The following is a 16192-nucleotide window of genomic DNA, read 5'->3' on the forward strand; positions in this document are numbered from 1 at the left end:
TTCGTTAGCGTCTGGCGCACGCCTGCGCCAGAGCCTCTGGTGTGACCTGCGCAAGGGCCGCGTCATAGACCTCGATCCCGCCCTTTGAAGCGCCCTCGGACAGCACCCGTTTCCAGCCGCGCGCACCGGGCAGGCCGTGAAACAGCCCCAGCATGTGCCGCGTCATCTGATGCAGCCGCCCGCCCTGCGCCAGATGGTCAAGGATCAGGGGCCGCATCGCCTGCGCCGCCTCCAGCGGATGGTCGAAGGGCGGCTCTGCCCCCCACAGCGCATCGGCCGCGCCCAGTATCTGCCACGGCTGGTGATAGGCCGCGCGCCCGACCATCACGCCATCCATCACCGCCAGATGCGCGCGCACCTGATCCAGTCCGGTGATGCCGCCGTTGATCGAAAGATCCAGATCGGGAAGTTCCTGCTTCATCGCGTGAACCAGCGGATAATCCAGCGGCGGGATTTCGCGGTTTTCGCGCGGCGACAAGCCCTTCAGCCACGCCTTGCGGGCATGGATGGTCAGGCGCCGGACGCCCGCGTCGCGCAGGGTGGCCAGAAAGCCGGGCAGCACCTCGGCCGGGATCTGGTCGTCCACGCCGATGCGGCATTTCACGGTCACCTCGACCGGGCTGACCGCCTGCATCGCGACCACGCAATCGGCCACCAGACCGGGCGTTTTCATCAGCACCGCCCCGAAACAGCCCGATTGCACCCGGTCACTGGGGCATCCGACATTCAGGTTGATCTCGTCATATCCCCAGTCAGCGGCGATCCGGGTGGCCTCGCGCAGCTCCGCCGGGTCCGAGCCTCCCAGCTGCAGCGCCAGCGGATGTTCGGCGGCATCGAAGTCCAGCAGCCGCGCCCGGTCGCCATGGATCACGGCGGGGGCGGTGACCATCTCGGTATAAAGCAGCGCATGCCGCGACATCAGCCGGTGAAAGCGGCGGCAGTTGCGGTCCGTCCAGTCCATCATCGGCGCCACGGACAGTCTATGCGATTTGTTTTTGTTCATCTTCATACTACCGCAAGCACGCGGCGCGACGGCGTGCACTCCATTCCATCACCGGCGACGCCCCGGTTCCGCCACGCCTCGACCGCGTCCGGCACCTCGATGAACCCTCTGGGCTCCTGCCGGGTTCGGCACCGAGGCAACAGAAGCGACGCCGCCAGGCCTTCCTGCGTCGCAAAGATCGGGGCGACGGTCGCCCGGGGCAGGTGGACCGGGGCTGACCCATACACTCTCGAAGGACCACGGCCAAGGTCTTTGCTGACGCGCTCGACCTGCACGGACTGGCCCGCTCTGTGGCCGCGTTGACAAGAATGCTCTGAGGTTTCCCCGGACCGTGATCGCGTCAGGTTACACGACTGCGGCACAATCGCCTGGCCACCCGCCCGTGACGTTCCCATGAGGTGATCTGGCCGGGACTGCGCTGGCAGCGCTTATGGGCATGACCGGACCGCATGTCTCGCGATTGTCTTGAAATCGGGCCATCTTACAGGTCATTTCTTCGTCGGACCGCGTGAAAGGCAGGAGGCCCCGCATGACAAACCCCGAAGTCATCCTGCTGACCGGGCGTGCAGCCGCCCTGCCCGGCAGCGACGCCCTGAGCGGAATCGTGAAGGCGCCTGTGGACGGCCCGCTGGCGCTTGGGACCGAGGGGCTTGAGGGCGACGAGCAGGCCGACCGGCGTGTGCATGGCGGCATCGAAAAGGCCGTGCATCACTATCCGTTCGATCACTATGCCGCCTGGCAGGCCGAGCTGGGCGCCCTGCCCGCGCTGGCAGGGCCGGGCGGGTTTGGCGAGAACATCTCGACCTCGGGCCCAAGCGAGGCGACCGTGGCGGTGGGCGACATCTTTCGGCTGGGCACGGCGCTGCTGCAGGTCTCGCAGGGGCGGCAGCCCTGCTGGAAGCTGAACCGACGGTTTGGCACCCCGGACATGGCGCGGCGGGTGCAGCAAAGCGGGCGCACCGGCTGGTATTACCGCGTGCTGGCGCCCGGCATCGCTGCCCCCGGCGACCGGCTGGAACTGGTGGACCGCCTCGCCCCGGACTGGACGCTGCACCGGCTGTGGCATGCGCTCTATGTTGACCGGCTGAACCGGGGCGAACTGCAAGGCATTGCCGCGCTTGACGTTCTGGCCGAAGGATGGCGCAAATATGCCGTGCGACGCCTGAGCAGCGGCCGCGTCGAGGACTGGACCCAAAGACTGGATGGCACCGAATGATGCAGGTTTTTTCATGACGCGGGCCCCCTTCGTGATCTCGATCCAGAGTCAGGTGGTTTTTGGCCATGTCGGCAATTCAGCCGCGCTGTTCCCGATGCAGGCGGCCGGGCTGGAGGTGGCGGCGATCCCCACCGTCCTCTTTTCCAACACGCCCCATTACCCCACCCTGCGCGGCCGGGCGCTTGACCCGGGGCTGTTTGCCGATCTGCTGCTGGGCGCGCGCGAACGCGGGCTGCCCGAACGCGCCGACTATATCGTCACCGGCTATATCGGCTCGGTCGAGGTCGCCCGGCTTGCGGCAGATTTCGTGGCCGAGGCAAAGGCGGCGAACCCAAGGCTGATCTATCTCTGCGATCCGGTGATGGGCGATGCCGGGCCGGGGCTGTATGTGCCCGAGGCGATTGCGGATGTGATGCGCGACCGGTTGCTGCCGCTGGCCGATATCGCCACGCCCAACCCGTTCGAACTGTCATGGCTGACCGGGCAGCCGATCACCACGCTGAACGATCTGGCGACCGCCCGGCACCTGCTGCCCCTGCCACCGCAGGCGCGGCTGATCGTGACCGGTTGCGCGCTGGACGACACGCTTCCCGGCCGGATCGAGAGTGTCCTGCTGGGGCCGGACGGCACCAGCCGCCACCCGACGCAGCATCTGCCCGTCGCGCTGTCGGGCACCGGTGATCTGTTCGCCGGGCTGATTGTGGCGGGGTTGGCGCGCGGGCTGGACCTGCCCCGCGCAATCGCGACCGCGCAACACCTGACGTCGATCGCCCTGAGCCATGCGCAGATGCTGGGCGCGCGCGAGGTGGTGCTGACCGATCCCGAATTCCGCCGGGCGCTGCTGACGCTCAGCCCGGACTGAGACGGCCTTGCGCCTGATCCGGCGTGTTGCCCGGGGATCTGCCGCGCAATGCCGCATATCACCCAGCAGACAGGCCCGCCGACCGGCAGCATCATCCGTTGCCCCACCCAGGGCCATTGCCGGTGCGCGCCGTGGTCGCAGCACGTGGTCAGGCGCCGCGGTCACGCTCTTCATGGGCCCAGAGATAGGCGACGAACGCACTTTTGATCGGGCGCAGCAACAACAGAGTGATCGCGGTGGTCACCACCGTCAGGACGAGGAAAAAGATGAAGGGGTCCGACCCGAACAGCGTCCAGCCAAAGCCGATCATGGGGATCAGCAGCAACATGACGATCGTGATCGTGAAAAAGGCCGGGCCATCCGCCGAGGGGTATTTGCCCAGAGGCTCTCCGCAAGACGCACATTGCGGCACGACATGCAGGTAACCGCGCAGGATCTTGCCCTCGCCGCATTTCGGGCAACGGTTCATTGCGCCCTGAATCAATGCCACCTTCGGGTCGCGTATGTCGATCATCCTGTACTACCCCTTTTCGCACCAGCAACAGATGTGGACGGCACTGCAGATCCGGCGTCGACAGCGGACAGGAATCATACAATGATGGGTCATTATCTAAGTCATCCATCCATACATTGTAAGGCATTCACCCGTCATTGCGTCAAATTGACCTGACCGCTACCCCATCCAGCCTCCGCCCAGCAGCGTATTGTGCATGAAATTCAACCCGGTGCGCAGTTCGTCACGGCTGATCGCGCCCCCCAGACAGATGCGGATATGCTCGCCGGGATCGCCGTCCACGGTGAATGCGTCCGAGGGCATCAGGCCGATATGGCGCCCCGTCATCCGCCCCATCATCTCGGCGCGCCCGGCACCGGCAGGCAGCTTGAGCCAGATGTTGAAGGCGTTCGTCTCAGTCTGGAACTCCATCCCGCTCAGCACACCGGCGGCGATCTGCTGGCGCACGGCAATCTCGGCCCGGATGAAATGGCGGATGCGGTCGGCGGTGCCATCCTCGATCCAGCGCGTCATCAGCGCCGTGGTCAGCGGCGAGGGCATGACCGCAATCGCCCGCAGCGCCTGCGCCAGCGCAAAGGCCGCACGCGGATCGGGCGCGACGGTATAGGCCAGGCGCAACCCCGCGCCGATGCATTTGGCCAGACCCCCGATATGCCATGTCTGGGCCGGTGCCAGCACGGCAAAGGGCGGTGGCGCCGATTGCGGAATAAAGCCATAGGCGTCATCCTCGATCAGCGGCAGGCGGCGGCGGGTCACGATCTCGGCCAGTGCAATCCGGCGATCCTCGGGGACAATCAGCGTCGTGGGATTGTGCAGCGTCGGGTTCAGGTACAGCGCCTTGGGCGAATGGCGCGCGATCGCCGCCTCCAGCGCGTCAGGCGTGACGCCGTGGTCATCCATCTCCAGCCCGATCAGGCGCAGGTTCAGCCGCGCGGCAATGGCACGCAGGCCGGGATAGGTGATCCGCTCGCACAGAACCGTATCGCCGCCCTGCGCGATGATCGACAGGATCGCCGTCATCGTCGCATGCGCCCCCGGCGTCACCGCAATCCGGTCCAGATTGGGGACCATGCCGCGCTTGGACAGCCAGCTTGAGGCGGCCATCCGGTCCTGATCGCCCCCGGTCGTCGCCTGATAGCGCAGCAGCGACACGAGGTTCGCCGACACGACATCCAGCCCCTCGCGCATATAGTCCAGCAATTCGGGGTCAGTGACCTCGGGGGGCATGTTCATCGACAGATCGGCCTCGCGCAGGCGACGGGGATCGGCCGTCTCGGCGGGCCGGGCTGTCTTGCGCACAAACGTTCCACGCCCGACATGGCTTTCGGTCAGGCGTCGGGCATGCGCCTCGGTATAGGCGCGGCTGACGGTGGTAAAGTCGATGCCCAGCCGCTCGGCCAGCTTGCGCTGCGGGGGCAGCTTGTCGCCGGGCTTCAGCGACCCCGCCCGGATGCCGGCCTCAATCGAATCGGCGATCTGAAGGTAACGCGGCGGGCCGTCTTCGATCAGTTCAGGAGTCCAGGCAATCATTTCATTTCCAGTAGGGAGGTCGGTCACGCCGATTGTATGTATCTTGACCTCAGAGACAAGGCCGAATGGCGAATCGGACGCGATGCCCGTCTCAATTCTGCCTGATCATCCGCCACAGCGCTGCCAATTCCAGCAGGTCTTGCCCTGAGCGATGCAGGCGATGCCAATAATTGTATGCAAATTAAACTGATTATTGAATGCTTCAATGTCGCAGCTTCTCATGGGCTCACCACTCGCAAACAGGAGAAGATCATGCCCGCAGTCACCAAAGAGGCCCATAAGGACGGCGACTATTTCGTCGATTACGAATCCAAGGTCTTCGAAGATGTGAAGGCCGACGAGGGCGAAAAGGCGCTTGTCACCTTCCACACCGTGGCCTTTGAAGGCTCGATCGGTCTGGTCAACATCCTCAACGCCATCCGCCTGCAGCGCAAAGGCTACGAGACCTCGATCCTGCTCTATGGCCCCGGCGTCACGCTTGGCATCCAGCGCGGCTTTCCGACGCTTGGCGATGAGGCGTTTCCGGGCCATCTGAACTTCAACAAGAACCTCGAACGCTTCATGAAAGAGGGCGGCAAGGTCTATGCCTGCCGCTTCGCCCTGCAGGCGCTGTACGGCCATGGCGAGCCGTCGCTGATCCCCGGCATCATCCCGATCCAGCCGCAGGACGTGCTGGACTGCATCCTGCTGCACAAAAAGGCCAACGCCGTCATTCTGGACACCTGGACGGTCTGAGCCTGCAACGCCCCCTTGTCGAAAGGCCCAACAGATGAGCACACCCACCGCCCGTTCCACCACCGTCCGCGCCGCCGCCGTCCAGATCGCCCCCGATCTGACCTCGCGCGCGGGCACCGTCGAACGTGTGCTGAACGCCATTTCCGAGGCCTGCGACAAGGGGGCCGAGCTGATCGTCTTTCCCGAGACTTTCGTGCCGTGGTATCCCTATTTCAGCTTCGTGCTGCCGCCCATGCAGCAGGGCGCCGAACATCTGCGCCTGTATGAAGAGGCCGTCACCGTGCCCTCGCCCGAGACGCGGGCCGTGGCCGATGCCGCGCGCAAACGCGGCGTGGTGATCGTGCTGGGCGTGAATGAGCGTGACCACGGATCGCTGTACAACACCCAGCTGATCTTTGACGCCGATGGCAGCCTGAAACTGAAACGCCGCAAGATCACGCCGACCTATCACGAGCGCATGATCTGGGGTCAGGGCGACGGCGCGGGCCTCAAGGTGGTCGAGACCGCCGTGGGCCGCATGGGCGCCTTGGCCTGCTGGGAGCATTACAACCCGCTGGCCCGCTATGCGCTGATGGCCCAGCACGAGGAAATCCACGCCAGCCATTTCCCCGGCAGTCTGGTCGGCCCGATCTTTGGCGAGCAGATCGAGGTCACCATGCGCCATCACGCGCTGGAATCGGGCTGCTTTGTCGTGAACGCCACCGGCTGGCTGACCGAGGATCAGATCGCCTCGATCCATCCCGACCCCGCCTTGCAGCGCGGTCTGCGCGACGGCTGCATGACCTGTATCATCACCCCCGAAGGCCGCCATGTCGTGCCGCCCCTGACCGAGGGCGAGGGCATCCTGATCGGCGATCTGGACATGCGCCTGATCACCAAGCGCAAGCGGATGATGGATTCGGTGGGCCATTACGCCCGCCCCGAACTGCTGCGGCTGATCCATGACACCCGCCCGACCGCCCCCCGCGAAACGCCCTTTCCCGACGCGCCGATGATCGAGGCGCCCGAGCCGCACGAGGTGCAAGATGCGTGACCTGACCGATCTTTCCGACGCCGAACCTGAGCTGATCAACGAATTGCAGACACGTGGCATGCGGCTGGTCGATCCGAGCGCGGGTCATGAAAGCCGCAGGGGTGGCGCGGGCCCGTCCGACCACAAGGCGGTCAGCTTTGGCGATCAGACCGTGATGATCCCGGTCCATACCGCGCCCAGCTTTGACAGCCCCTATCTGGTCGAGGCGCCCGACGCCGCTGGCCGCTCGCGCATCACCCGCGACGGGGCCGAGCTGGCGCGCATCCGCTTTCCCAACCGCCCGCGCTTTTACGATCTGAAGACCGAAGACGGCATCCCCTACAACCAGATCGCGGTGCTGCATTCGCGCGACGTGCTGGCCACGACCGTCTTGCAGACCTGCATCCGCTATGAGAGCCGCAAGAAGACCTGCCAGTTCTGCGCCATCGGCCAGAGCCTTGCCGCAGGCCGCACCATCGCCCGCAAGACCCCCGCCCAACTGGCCGAGGTCGCCCGCGCGGCGGTCGAGCTGGACGGCATCAAGCACATGGTGATGACCACCGGCACGCCTGCGGGCAATGACCGTGGCGCGGCAATTCTGGCCGACAGCGCACGCGCCATCAAGGCGGCGGTCGATCTGCCTATTCAGGCGCAGTGCGAGCCGCCCGAGGATGACCTCTGGCACCAGCGCATGAAGGATGCGGGCGTCGACGCGTTGGGCATGCATCTTGAGGCGGTGACCCCCGAGGTGCGCGCGCGGATCATGCCCGGCAAGGCCTCGGTGCCGCTGGACAAGTATTTCAGCAGCTTCGAGGCGGCGGTGAAGGTCTTCGGGCGCGGTCAGGTCTCGACCTATATTCTGGCGGGGCTTGGCGACACGGCGGACGCGATTTTGCAGATGTCGCAAAAGCTGGTGGATCTGGGCGTCTATCCCTTTGTCGTGCCCTTCGTGCCGATCTCGGGGACGCCGCTGGAAAGCCACCCGGCCCCCTCGTCCGATTTCATGGCCTCCGTGCTGCGGCCCCTGTCGGGCATCGTGCTGCGGGGCGGGTTGCGGGCCGCCGACATCAAGGCGGGCTGCGGCAAATGCGGCGCCTGCTCGGCCCTGTCCACCTATGAAAAGCGGGGGACCGCATGAGCAGCCTGAGCCCCCAAGCCTTCATCAGCCCCGAATTCCTGATCCGCGAGGCCCGCGAGATCTGGGAGATGACGGGCGCCGCCCGGTTGCGCCAGCAGGTGTTCGTCACCGAGCAGGGGCTGTTCACCGGCCATGACCGCGACGCCACCGACCAGATCGCCACGCCGCTGGTCGCCCTGTCCACGCTGGCCGGTGAACCCGCCGAGGTGGTGGGCTGCGTCCGCATCCACCAACCCGCCCCCGGAATCTGGTGGGGCACGCGGCTGGCCGTCGCGCCCGATTACCGCCGCGTGGGCCGCCTTGGGGCCGAGCTGATCCGGCTGGCCGTCAGCACCGCCAACGGGCGCGGCTGCACCGAATTCCACGCCCATGTGCAGATCCAGAACGTGCCCCTGTTCCGCCGGTTGCACTGGACCGTGCTGGATGAGGTCACCCTGCACGGCGCGCCCCATGCGCATATGACGGCCTCGCTGCCGCACTATCCGGCGATCCCCGACCCCGGCATCGGCTGGTCGGCCCGCGCGCGGAGGGCGTGATGGACCTGACAGCCCTTGCCGCGCGTCTGGCCGCGCATCCCTCGATCCGGGGCAAATTGCAGATCGCGGATGCCACCCGCGCGCTGGCGCTGGATGCCACCTCACCCGGTGCGCCCGGCGATGATGCCGCAGCCCTGCCGCGCCCGGACGGAGGCTGGGATCTGCTGGCGGGCGAGGGGTTCATGCCGCAATTCGTGGCCGACGATCCGTGGTTCGCGGGCTGGTGCGGGGTGATGGTGAACCTGTCGGACATCGCCGCGATGGGGGGCCGGGCCACGGCACTGCTGAACGCGGTGTGGGCGCCGGACGCGGCCACCGCCGCGCCGCTGCTGGCGGGTCTGCGCGATGCCGCCCACGCCTATGGCGTGCCCATCGTCGGCGGGCATACCAACCTTGGCGCGCCTGCGCTGAACCTTGCCGTGTCGGTCACGGGGCGGGCGGATCACCTGATCTCCAGCTTTGCGGCGCGGCCCGGCGATGCGCTGATCGCCGCCATCGACCACCGGGGCAGCTATCGCCCCAGCTTCGACAACTGGTGCGCGGCCTTGGACGCCCCCCACGCGCGGCTGCGCGAGGATCTGACCCTGCTGCCTGAACTGGCCGGGGCGGGGCTGGTCGATGCGGGCAAAGATATCAGTCAGGGCGGCATCGTCGGCACGGCGCTGATGCTGGCCGAGTGCTCGGGCTGCGGGTTTAACATCGACACAGGCGCCATCCCCCTGCCCCCCGACGCCGATCTGGAACGCTGGCTGCGCAGCTTTCCCAGCTTTGGCTTTCTGCTGTCGGTCCGCCCCGATCGCGCTGCCGAGGTCTGCGCCCGCTTCCATGCCCGCGACATCAGCGCCGCCGTGATCGGCAGCGCCACCGACACCCCCCGGATCACCCTGCACGACGCCGCGCAGACGGCCACGTTCTGGGATTACCGCCACCAGCCCTATCTGGGCCTGACCAAGGACCCCGCCCATGCCTGAGGTTCGTTTCACCATCCGCTGGCCCGACGGGTCCGAGGAGGGCTGCTATTCCCCCTCGACCGCGATCCACCAGCACCTGACCGCCGGTGCCGCCTATCCGCTGCCCGAATTCCTGACCCGCGCGCGGGCCGGGCTGAACGCCGCCTCGGACCGGGTGGCCGCGAAGTTCGGCTATGCCTGTTCCTCGGCCATGGACCAGCTCGCCCGGATCGAGGCGCGCGCCGCCACCCAACCGCCAGACGGGCAGGTCACCTGCCTGCGGCTTTCCTGAAAGGCCACGCCCATGAGCATCCCCCATCTTCCCGTCATCATCATCGGCGGCGGTCAGGCCGGCCTGTCGGTCAGCTGGTATCTCTGCGCCGAGGGCATCGAGCATCTGGTGTTCGAACGCCACCGTCGCTTTGAAAGCTGGCGCAACAACCGGTGGGACAGCTTTTGCCTCGTCACGCCGAACTGGCAATGCCGCCTGCCGGGCTGGCCCTATCGCGGAAGCGACCCCGATGGCTTCATGCTTAAGGATCAGATCGTCGATTATGTCGACGGCTTTGCCGACAGCTTCGATCCGCCGCTGCGCGAGGGGGTCGAGGTCACCCGAGTCTGGCAGCAGGGCGGCATCTATCACCTGACCACCACCCTCGGCGCCTTCACCGCCGATCAGGTCGTGGTGGCGACGGGCGGCTATGACAGCCCCATCGTGCCGCCCTATGCGGCGCAGATCGACCCGGCCATCACCCAGATGCATTCGCGCGATTACCGCCGCCCCGCGCAGCTGCCCGCAGGCGGCACGCTGATCGTGGGCACCGGCCAGTCGGGCGTGCAGCTGATGGAGGATCTGCACCGCGACGGGCGCGACGTGCATCTGGCCGTGGGCCCCGCGCCGCGCAGCCCGCGCAAATATCGCGGGCGCGACGCGACCGACTGGCTGCATGATGCGGGCCATTACCAGATCACCATCGACCGCCATCCCGACCCGGCCAAGGCCCTGTCGCAGACCAACCACTATATGTCGGGCCGCGATGGCGGCAAGGAAATCGACCTGCGCCGCTTTGCGCTGGAGGGGGTGCGGCTTTACGGGTCCATGTCCGGGGCGTCGGGGACGAAAGCGCAGTTCCTGCCCGATCTGGAGAAGAACCTGGACGATGCCGATCGCAGTTATGTCGGCATCCGCACCCAGATCGACGCCTGGATCGCCGCGCAGGGGATCGACGCGCCAGTCGAGCCGCCCTTCGTCAAGGTCTGGCGCCCCGAACGCGAAGTGACCGAGGTTGATCTGGCCGCAGAAGGCATCACCTCGATCCTCTGGGCAATCGGGTTCCGACCCGACTATGGCTGGCTGGAGCTGGACTGTTTCGACGATCACGGGCGGCCGCAATATCAGCGCGGCGTGACGCAGGTGCCGGGGGCCTATTTCATCGGGCTGGGCTGGCTGAACACCTGGGGCTCGGGGCGGTTTCTGGGCATCGACGAGGACAGCCGCCATCTGGCGGGCCACATCGTCGCCCGCGACCGGCAGCTGCGCGCGGCATGACCCCTGCGCGCGCCCTGCCCGCCCCCCATCCGCGCCTGCACGAGGACCATATCCTCGGCATGGCCGAGATGGGGTTTGCGGGCCTGTCGGAACAATGGCTGATGCGGCGGGCGGGCGATCTGCACTGGCGGCTGATCGCGCAGGCGATGGGCCAGCGGCGTGCGGTGTTCACCTGCGCGCAGGGCCAGCCGCTTTACGCGGCCTTCTGCGCGACCAGCCTGCGGTTGCGCGCGACGCCCGACCTTGGCGATACACTGTCCTTGTCTGGCACGCTTGGCCAGTTGGGGCATGGCCGTCTGGCCTCGGTCCAGCAGATCGAGGCCGGGGGGCGGCGGATCGGGCGAATCATCCTGATCTCGGTCTTTGTGGGGCGGACGGACCCGGCCTGCAATCACGGCATCGTGCGGCGCGCGCCGCGTATGATGGCCCTGCCCGCCCCCGCCCCGCGCGTGGCGCAGAAACTGGCGCAGCACGCCGCCCGGATTGCCCGCGCCCGGCCCGTGATCGACGGCCCGCGCACCCGCCTGCTGCCCTGCCCCGCGCTGGATTTCAACGCAGCCCGGCTGATGTATTTCCCCAGCTTCGCCGCCCTGTCCGAGCGCGCGGATTTCGCGCTTGGCGCCCCGCATGCCCGCCGGATCGTGGCGCGCGACGTGGTCTATCAGGGCAATGTCGCGCCGGGCGAAGAGGTTGAGGCGACGCTCTGCCGCCAGCCCGCCCGGACCCTGTGCCAGCTGGCCACGCCCGACGGACGCCCCCTGGCGCTGATGCGCAGCCGTTATATCGCAATATGAAAAGGGCCGGTCGATCGACCGGCCCTTTCGCGTGATGGTGGCGGGTCGCTCAGACCCGCAGCTCATCCGCCTGATCGAAGATCGAGGCGCGTGCCGGGTCCAGACCCACCGGCAGCACATCACCCGTGGCCACCCGCACCTGCCCGTCCAGCCGGATCTTGAAGGGCACGCCTGCAAGGCTGCTCCAGACCAGCGTTTCGGCGCCCATCGGCTCGACCAGTTCGGCGCGCAGATCAAGGCGCACCGGGGCCTGGGCCGCGGCATCGCCGGTCAGCACATGTTCGGGCCGCATGCCGAACCAGACCGGCCCCGCATGGCCGGGGCGCGCAAAGGCATAGCCGTCCAGCGGGATCACCAGATCGCCCACCCGGACCACGCGCGGCCCGTCGCTGTCGATGCGGCCCGCGACAAAGTTCATCGGCGGGGCGCCAATGAAATCGGCCACGTATTTATGCGCGGGCCGGTTGTAGATCTCATCGGGCGAGGCCAGTTGCAGCACCACGCCGCCGCGCATGATGGCGATGCGGTCGGCCAGGGTCATCGCCTCGATCTGGTCGTGGGTGACATAGATCATCGTATTGCCCAGCTGCTGATGCAGGCGCTTGATCTCGACCCGCAATTCGGCGCGCAGCTTCGCATCAAGGTTGGACAGCGGCTCGTCGAACAGGAACACATCCACGTCGCGCACCAGCGCCCGGCCGATGGCCACCCGCTGACGCTGACCGCCCGACAGGGCGGCGGGCTTGCGCTTCAGCAGCGGCTGGATCTGCAACATCTCGGCGGCACGATCCACGCGGCGCCTGATCTCATCGCGGGGCAGCTTGGCGTTCTTCAGGCCAAAGGTCAGGTTCCCCTCGACCGTCATCTGCGGGTACAGCGCATAGGACTGGAACACCATGCCGATGCCACGTTCGGACGGCTCGGCCCATGTGACGTTCGTGCCGTTGATGAAGATGCTGCCATCGGTCGGCTCCAGCAGCCCCGCGATGCAATTCAGCAGCGTGGACTTGCCGCAACCGGACGAGCCCAGCAGCACCAGAAATTCACCCTTGCCGATGTCCAGATCCAGATCCTTGAGGACCGAGACCGTACCGTAATCCAGACGCAGGTTCCTGACAGAGACATTCGTTTGCATGTGCTTACCCCTTCACCGCGCCAGCGGCGATGCCGCGCACGAAAAGTTTTCCCGAAATCAGATAGATGGCCAGCGGGACCAGACCCGACAGCAGCGTGGCCGCCATATTGACGTTGTATTCCTTGACCCCCTGAACCGAGTTGACGATGTTGTTCAGCTGCACCGTCATCGGATAGTTCTCGGGGCGCGAGAAGATCACGCCGAACAGGAAGTCGTTCCAGATCGCGGTCGTTTGCAGGATCACCGCGACCACCAGAATGGGCAGCGCCATCGGCAGCATGATGCGGAAATAGATCGCCCAGAACCCGGCGCCATCGACGCGGGCGGCCTTGAACAGTTCCTCGGGCACCGACGAGAAATAGTTGCGGAACAGCAGCGTCAGGATCGGCATGCCAAAGATCGTGTGCACCAGCACCAGCCCCGCCAGATCGCCATAGATGCCGATTTCGCGCAGCAGGATGACCATCGGATAGATCATCACCTGATAGGGGATGAAGGCACCGATGATCAGGATGGTGAAGAAGACATTTGCCCCCTTGAAGCGCCACAGCGACAGCGCATAGCCGTTGACCGAGGCAATCGCGATCGAGAAGAACACCGAGGGCAGCGTGATCTTGATCGAATTGAGGAACCCACGCGACAGCCCGTCGCAGTTCAGCCCGGTGCAGACGGTGGACCATGCCTTGACCCATGGCTCGAAGGTCACCTCGGTCGGCGGGGCAAAGATATTGCCCATGCCGATCTCGGGCATGCCCTTCAGCGAGGTTACGACCATCACATACAGCGGCAGCAGGTAATAGACCGCCAGCAGGATCAGCACGCCATAGATCATGATATTGCGGCGCGACAGCGCGCGGCGGGGCCGGGGCCCGGCGGCATCGACGGGGTGCCCACGCAGCCGGGTCACCGGAAAGGCGGTTGCCTCAGCCATGTTTCTTGCCTCCGAATTCCAGATAGGCCCAGGGGATGATGACGACGATCACCGCGACCAGCATCATGGTCGAGGCCGCAAAGCCCTGCGCCAGATTCTGCGACACGAACATTGCGTCAAAGACGAACTTGGCCGGCACCTCCGAGGCGATGCCCGGACCGCCCCCCGTCTGCGCGATGACCAGATCATACAGCTTGATGATCCCGGCGGTGACCAGCACCAGCGTCGTCACCAGAACCGGGCGCATCATCGGGATGACGATGAAGATATAGGTCTTCCATGCCGGGATGCCGTCGACGCGGCTGGCCTTCCAGACATCCTCGTCGATGCCGCGCAGCCCGGCCAGCATCAGGCACATGACCAGACCGCTGCCATGCCACAGCCCCGCGACCAGCACCCCATAGATGACGATGTTCGGATCATAAAGCGGGTCCAGCGTAAAGCTGCTCCAGCCCAGACCGCGCACGGCCTCCTGCAGCCCGTATTGCGGGTCCAGCAGCCATTGCCAGACCAGCCCGGTGACAATGAAGCTGAGCGCGTAGGGATAGAGGAAAATGGTGCGGAACCCGGATTCAAAGCGGATGCGCTGGTCCAGCAGCGCCGCCAGCAGAAAGCCGATGACAAAGGACAGAAGCAGCATCAGCCCGCCATAGATGGCCAGATTCTCGATCGAGATCAGCCAGCGGCGCGAGGCCCAGAGACGCTCGTACTGCGCCAGCCCGACCCATTCGGTGCTGGGCAGCATGCGCGAGTTGGTAAAGGAATAGACGACGGTCCAGATCGAAAATCCCAGAAAGACGACGACCGAGGTCAGCATCATCGGGACAGCCGCGATCTTGGCATTGATGTTCTTGAACAGCCGCGAGGGTCTTGCGGTGTGGGACATGGCTCGGTTCCCCGGCTCGGGACGTGGCAGAGGGGCGCCAGGGCGCCCCGTCTGCGTCAGTCGGCGGTGGCGATGATGCGGGCGAATTCTTCTTGCGCCTCTTCGGGCGAGAAGCTGGGATCGCTGAAGAATTCGACCGCCAGATCGGTCACGCGGCCGACCGTGTCGGGCGAGACCAGCGTGTTCACGCTTTCGATCACATTGCCGGATGCCAGAATCTCCAGCCCACGCGCCATGCAGGGCGAGACATTCGACATGTCCACGTCCGAGCGCACCGGCAGCGCGCCCTTGACCATGTTGAATTCGACCTGCACCTCGGGCGAGACGATGGCATTGGCCAGCGCGTCCTGCGCCTCGATCTTGCCGGGATCGTCGGTGGCGGGGAAGAAGAACGCATCCCCGGTGGCGGTGATGTATTCGTTCACGCCCAGACCCGGCAGGCAGGCGATGTCCTCGCCTATGACCATGCCCGCCTGCTCGAACTCGCCCTGCACCCAGTCGCCCATGATCTGGCCCGCCGCGGCGCCGTCGATGACCATGCGCGCGGCCAGGTTCCATTCCTGCACGTTCGAGCCGGTCATCAGCTCGCGCGCTTCGGCTGCGGCCTGAAAGATTTCGGCCAGTTCCGGGCCTGCGGCGAATTCGGCGTCCAGATCGTCATAGATGCGCAGATACAGCTCTGGCCCGCCCAGACCGACCATCAGCACATTGAGGGTGATCTGCTGCTGCCAGGCCTGACGACCCTGCGCCAGCGGGATGATCCCCGCCTCGCGCAGCGCCGGACCGGCGGCGGCGAATTCCTGCCAGTTGGTCGGCACGGGCAACCCGTTCTCCTCGAACACTTTGGTGTTCAGCCACAGCCATTGCTGCGAATGGATGTTCGAGGGCACGCAATACAGCTTGCCGTCCAGCGTGCAGCTGTCCAGCAGCGAGGGCGGAAAGATCTTGTCCTTCCAGCCGCCCTCTTCGGCCAGCGCGGTCACGTCGCGCATGAAGCCCGCGCCGATCAGCTCGTTCATGGCGTTGGAATGGGTGAACTGGGTGGCGCCCATCGGATCGCCGCCGGTGATGCGGCTGGCGATCAGCGGACGCGCCACCCCGCCCGCGCCCGCAATGGCGCCGTCGATCCAGCGATGGCCGCTTTTCTCGAAGGCGGTGGCGATGACGCGGATCGCCTCGGCCTCGGAGCCCGAGGTCCACCAATGGGTGACCTCCAGATCGGCGGCGTGGACGGATCCGGCCAGAACGGTCAGGCCCAGCAGCATGGGGGTCAGGTGTTTCATGTTACGCTCCCTAGGATAAGTGATGGCAGGGCATCTGGTGGTGGACGCCGCTTATTGTTTGTTACATTGCGTCAAATTGATTGCAGCTTGCTTCCCGGTCAACATCATCCAGGTTGGT

Annotated in this window: 17 protein-coding genes; 10 read left to right on the top strand and 7 right to left on the bottom strand. The window is 66.1% G+C overall.

Features of this window, described 5'->3' with window-relative positions; genetic code table 11:
* Nucleotides 1–4 precede the first annotated feature (4 nt).
* Nucleotides 5–1003, bottom strand: a complete 999-nt coding sequence (gene dusA, locus ACK41U_RS00670; RefSeq protein ID WP_409674447.1) for a tRNA dihydrouridine(20/20a) synthase DusA — start codon at nucleotides 1001–1003, stop codon at nucleotides 5–7.
* 529 nt (nucleotides 1004–1532) lie between these two features.
* Here dusA and ACK41U_RS00675 point away from each other — a divergent pair.
* The gene (locus tag ACK41U_RS00675; RefSeq protein WP_409674449.1) at nucleotides 1533–2219 is read left to right on the top strand and encodes an MOSC domain-containing protein; all 687 of its coding nucleotides are present in this window, start codon (nucleotides 1533–1535) and stop codon (nucleotides 2217–2219) included.
* 13 nt (nucleotides 2220–2232) lie between these two features.
* Nucleotides 2233–3081, top strand: coding sequence for a pyridoxal kinase (pdxY, locus tag ACK41U_RS00680; RefSeq protein ID WP_409674451.1), 849 nt, complete (start codon nucleotides 2233–2235; stop codon nucleotides 3079–3081).
* A gap of 148 nt (nucleotides 3082–3229) precedes the next feature.
* On the opposite strand, the gene ACK41U_RS00685 is transcribed toward pdxY, so the two are convergent.
* A complete protein-coding gene (locus ACK41U_RS00685; protein ID WP_409674453.1) occupies nucleotides 3230–3595 on the bottom strand; it encodes a DUF983 domain-containing protein in 366 nt (121 codons plus the stop codon).
* A gap of 159 nt (nucleotides 3596–3754) precedes the next feature.
* Nucleotides 3755–5125 carry a PLP-dependent aminotransferase family protein gene (locus tag ACK41U_RS00690; protein ID WP_409674455.1) on the bottom strand — a complete coding sequence of 457 codons (1371 nt, stop codon included), beginning with the start codon at nucleotides 5123–5125 and terminating at the stop codon, nucleotides 3755–3757.
* Nucleotides 5126–5377: 252 nt separating this feature from the next.
* On the opposite strand from ACK41U_RS00690, the gene ACK41U_RS00695 reads away from it, so the two are divergent.
* The 8 genes from ACK41U_RS00695 to ACK41U_RS00730 are packed head-to-tail and all read left to right on the top strand — an operon-like array spanning nucleotide 5378 to nucleotide 11839.
* Complete coding sequence (locus ACK41U_RS00695; RefSeq protein ID WP_409674457.1) at nucleotides 5378–5860, top strand: MSMEG_0572/Sll0783 family nitrogen starvation response protein; 483 nt, start codon at nucleotides 5378–5380, stop codon at nucleotides 5858–5860.
* Between the two features lie 34 nt (nucleotides 5861–5894).
* A complete protein-coding gene (locus ACK41U_RS00700; RefSeq protein ID WP_409674459.1) occupies nucleotides 5895–6893 on the top strand; it encodes a Nit6803 family nitrilase in 999 nt (332 codons plus the stop codon).
* Nucleotides 6886–8010 (top strand): MSMEG_0568 family radical SAM protein, encoded by a 1125-nt coding sequence (locus ACK41U_RS00705; RefSeq protein ID WP_409674461.1) that lies wholly within the window; start codon nucleotides 6886–6888, stop codon nucleotides 8008–8010. The genes ACK41U_RS00700 and ACK41U_RS00705 overlap by 8 nt, the downstream gene beginning before the upstream one ends.
* Complete coding sequence (locus tag ACK41U_RS00710; protein WP_409674463.1) at nucleotides 8007–8546, top strand: MSMEG_0567/Sll0786 family nitrogen starvation N-acetyltransferase; 540 nt, start codon at nucleotides 8007–8009, stop codon at nucleotides 8544–8546. Before ACK41U_RS00705 ends, ACK41U_RS00710 begins: the two co-directional genes overlap by 4 nt.
* On the top strand, nucleotides 8546–9517 hold the full coding sequence (locus tag ACK41U_RS00715; protein WP_409674465.1) for a sll0787 family AIR synthase-like protein: 972 nt from the start codon (nucleotides 8546–8548) through the stop codon (nucleotides 9515–9517). The genes ACK41U_RS00710 and ACK41U_RS00715 overlap by 1 nt, the downstream gene beginning before the upstream one ends.
* Nucleotides 9510–9788, top strand: a complete 279-nt coding sequence (locus tag ACK41U_RS00720; RefSeq protein ID WP_409674467.1) for an MSMEG_0570 family nitrogen starvation response protein — start codon at nucleotides 9510–9512, stop codon at nucleotides 9786–9788. The genes ACK41U_RS00715 and ACK41U_RS00720 overlap by 8 nt, the downstream gene beginning before the upstream one ends.
* 12 nt (nucleotides 9789–9800) lie before the next feature.
* Nucleotides 9801–11045, top strand: coding sequence for an MSMEG_0569 family flavin-dependent oxidoreductase (locus ACK41U_RS00725; protein ID WP_409674469.1), 1245 nt, complete (start codon nucleotides 9801–9803; stop codon nucleotides 11043–11045).
* Nucleotides 11042–11839 (top strand): Pnap_2097 family protein, encoded by a 798-nt coding sequence (locus tag ACK41U_RS00730; RefSeq protein WP_409674471.1) that lies wholly within the window; start codon nucleotides 11042–11044, stop codon nucleotides 11837–11839. Before ACK41U_RS00725 ends, ACK41U_RS00730 begins: the two co-directional genes overlap by 4 nt.
* A gap of 49 nt (nucleotides 11840–11888) precedes the next feature.
* Here ACK41U_RS00730 and ACK41U_RS00735 read toward each other — a convergent pair whose 3' ends face one another.
* Genes ACK41U_RS00735 through ACK41U_RS00750 form a run of 4 tightly spaced genes read right to left on the bottom strand, consistent with a single transcriptional unit; the run spans nucleotide 11889 to nucleotide 16074 of the window.
* Entirely contained in the window at nucleotides 11889–12974 is a 1086-nt protein-coding gene (locus tag ACK41U_RS00735; protein WP_409674473.1) for an ABC transporter ATP-binding protein, read from the bottom strand.
* Nucleotides 12975–12978: 4 nt separating this feature from the next.
* On the bottom strand, nucleotides 12979–13905 hold the full coding sequence (locus ACK41U_RS00740; RefSeq protein WP_409674475.1) for a carbohydrate ABC transporter permease: 927 nt from the start codon (nucleotides 13903–13905) through the stop codon (nucleotides 12979–12981).
* Nucleotides 13898–14791 carry a carbohydrate ABC transporter permease gene (locus tag ACK41U_RS00745; protein ID WP_409674477.1) on the bottom strand — a complete coding sequence of 298 codons (894 nt, stop codon included), beginning with the start codon at nucleotides 14789–14791 and terminating at the stop codon, nucleotides 13898–13900. Before ACK41U_RS00745 ends, ACK41U_RS00740 begins: the two co-directional genes overlap by 8 nt.
* Before the next feature lie 56 nt (nucleotides 14792–14847).
* Nucleotides 14848–16074 (bottom strand): ABC transporter substrate-binding protein, encoded by a 1227-nt coding sequence (locus ACK41U_RS00750; protein ID WP_409674479.1) that lies wholly within the window; start codon nucleotides 16072–16074, stop codon nucleotides 14848–14850.
* Nucleotides 16075–16192: the final 118 nt, after the last annotated feature.

Origin of the sequence: Paracoccus sp. (in: a-proteobacteria), assembly GCF_046289755.1 — a bacterium.
Lineage (GTDB): Bacteria > Pseudomonadota > Alphaproteobacteria > Rhodobacterales > Rhodobacteraceae > Paracoccus.